General features: G+C 63.7%; 2 protein-coding genes. Both read right to left on the bottom strand.

Features of this window, described 5'->3' with window-relative positions:
• Window positions 1-58: 58 nt before the first annotated feature.
• Window positions 59-1,318: an acyl-CoA dehydrogenase family protein gene (locus tag RBA40_RS33035; protein WP_306653109.1), complete on the bottom strand. Its 1,260-nt coding sequence runs from the start codon at window positions 1,316-1,318 to the stop codon at window positions 59-61.
• Window positions 1,315-2,400, bottom strand: coding sequence for a phosphotransferase (locus RBA40_RS33030; RefSeq protein WP_306653108.1), 1,086 nt, complete (start codon window positions 2,398-2,400; stop codon window positions 1,315-1,317). Before RBA40_RS33030 ends, RBA40_RS33035 begins: the two co-directional genes overlap by 4 nt.
• Window positions 2,401-2,478 lie beyond the last annotated feature (78 nt).

Raw genomic sequence — 2,478 nt, 5'->3', positions numbered from 1 at the left:
ATTGCTAGTCAGAGCTCGGACCCCAGTTAAGAAACATTGCCGGAAGGATCAAGGCAGGTCAGGCACGGGTGATCGGCAGCGACAGGTCTTCGCCCAGCTTGATGTGCTTGGCCAGTTCAATCTTGGCGATGGCGTTGCGGTGCACTTCGTCCGGACCGTCGGCCAGGCGCAGCGTGCGGTTGCCGGCCCATTGGTAGGCCAGCGGAAACTCATCCGACACCCCGGCCGCGCCATGCGCCTGGATCGCCCAGTCCAGCACCTGCTGCGCCACATTCGGCGCCAGCACCTTGATCATGGCGATCTCGGCCTGGGCATGCTTGTTGCCCACCGTATCCATCAGCGCCGCGGTCTTGAGCGTCAGCAGGCGCGCAGTGTCGATCTGGATGCGCGACTCGGCGATGCGCTCGCGCCACACACCCTGGTCGGAAATCTTTTTGCCAAAGGCAACGCGGCTGTTCAGACGCAGGCACATCAGTTCCAGCGCGCGCTCGGCCACGCCGATGGCGCGCATGCAATGGTGGATGCGGCCGGGTCCCAGGCGGCCCTGGGCGATCTCGAAACCGCGGCCCTCGCCCAGCAGCAGGCTGGAGGCCGGCACGCGCACGTTCTCGAACAGGATTTCGCAGTGGCCGTGCGGAGCGTCGTCGTAACCGAACACGGGCAGCGGACGGACGATGGTGATGCCGGGCGTGTCGGCCGGCATCAGGATCATCGATTGCTGGGCATGGCGCGCCGCTTCCGGATCGGTCTTGCCCATGACGATGAAAATCTTGCAGCGCGGATCGCCCGCGCCCGAAATCCACCACTTGCGTCCGTTGATGACGTAGTCGCCGCCGTCGCGCGCGATGCGCGTTTCGATATTGGTCGCGTCGGACGAGGCCACGGCCGGCTCCGTCATGGCAAAGGCCGAGCGGATCTCGCCGCGCAGCAGCGGTTCGAGCCAGGTGCGCTTGTGTTCCTCGCTGCCGTAGCGCTCGATGGTTTCCATATTGCCGGTGTCGGGCGCGGCGCAATTGAACACTTCCGGCGCCCAGCCGACCCGGCCCATGATCTCGCACAGCGGCGCGTAATCGAGGTTCGACAAGCCCTCCGGCGCGCGCACCGATTTCGGCAGGAACAGGTTCCACAAGCCCTGCTCGCGCGCCAGCGGCTTGAGCCGCTCGATCAGCTCGGTCGGAATCCAGCGGTTGCCCTTGTGCGTGCCGTTGCGGTCGACTTCCTGCTTGAAGGCAGTCTCGTTCGGATAGACGTGCTGGTCCATGAAGGCGAGCAGGCGCGCCTGCAACTCTTTGCAGCGGTCGGAGTAATCGAAGTTCATGTGGATTCCTTGGAAAGAGAAATGGCACGCTGGGCGTACTGCCAGCCCAGTTCGGCCATGGGCCGGGCGGCCTTGCCGTTTTCGAGGGCTTGCGCGCTGGACGCGGTGCCGTCGACGTAGCGTTTCATGATGCCTTGCATGATGCCGGCCAGGCGGAACATATTGTAGGCCAGGTAAAAATTGAAATCCTCGATGCGGATGGTCTTGCCGGTGCGCGCCGCGTAGGCGGCGATATAGGCTTCCTGGGTGGGAATGCCGAGCGCTGCCAGGTCGAGACCAGCGATGCCGCGGAACTGGCCGGGAGGAATGTGCCAGCTCATGCAGTGATAGGAAAAATCGGCCGCCGGGTGGCCCAGGGTCGACAGTTCCCAGTCGAGCACGGCGAGGATGCGCGGTTCGGTCGGGTGGAAGATCATGTTGTCGAGGCGGAAGTCGCCATGCACGATGGCTGTATCGTCGCCCGGCGGAATATTGTGCGGGAGCCACGCGATCAGCTGGTCCATGGCGTCGATCGGTTCCGTGACCGAGGCCTGGTACTGGCGCGTCCAGCGTTCGATCTGGCGCGCGAAATAATTGCCGGGTTTGCCGTAATCGGCCAGGCCGATGGCGGCGTAGTCGACCGTGTGGAGAGCGGCGATGACGCGGTTCAGTTCGTCGTAAATGGCGCCGCGTTCGGCTGGCGTCATGCCCGGCAGGGATTGATCCCACAGCACGCGGCCATCGACGAATTCCATCACGTAAAATGCGCGGCCGATAACCGACTCGTCGGTGCACAGCGCGTACTGGCGGGCGGCGGGAAAGCCGGCCTTTTGCAAGGCATCCATGACGCGAAATTCGCGCTCGATGGCGTGGGCGGATGGGAGCAGCTTGGCGGCCGGGCCGGGCTTGGTGCGCAGCACATAATGCTGGCCGCCGGCGCTGATCTTGAAGGTGGGATTGGACTGCCCGCCCTTGAACTGCGCCACTTCCAGCGGGCCGCCGGGATAGCCCTCAACATGGGCGCGCAGATAGGCGTCGAGGGCGTCGACGTCGAATTTCTGGCGCTCCGAGACCGGCTTGGTCCCCATCATTTCCTCGAACATCTTGTCTCCTGCTGGTTATGTGAGATCTATTCTAGCGCATGAATAGAACGACCGTACTAATTTTTCCATGAACGCACA

The organism is Massilia pseudoviolaceinigra (genome assembly GCF_030846505.1).
GTDB lineage: Bacteria > Pseudomonadota > Gammaproteobacteria > Burkholderiales > Burkholderiaceae_D > Telluria_A > Telluria_A violaceinigra.
Note: the sequence above shows the minus strand (reverse complement) of the source record. Positions and strands in the feature narration are given on the sequence as shown.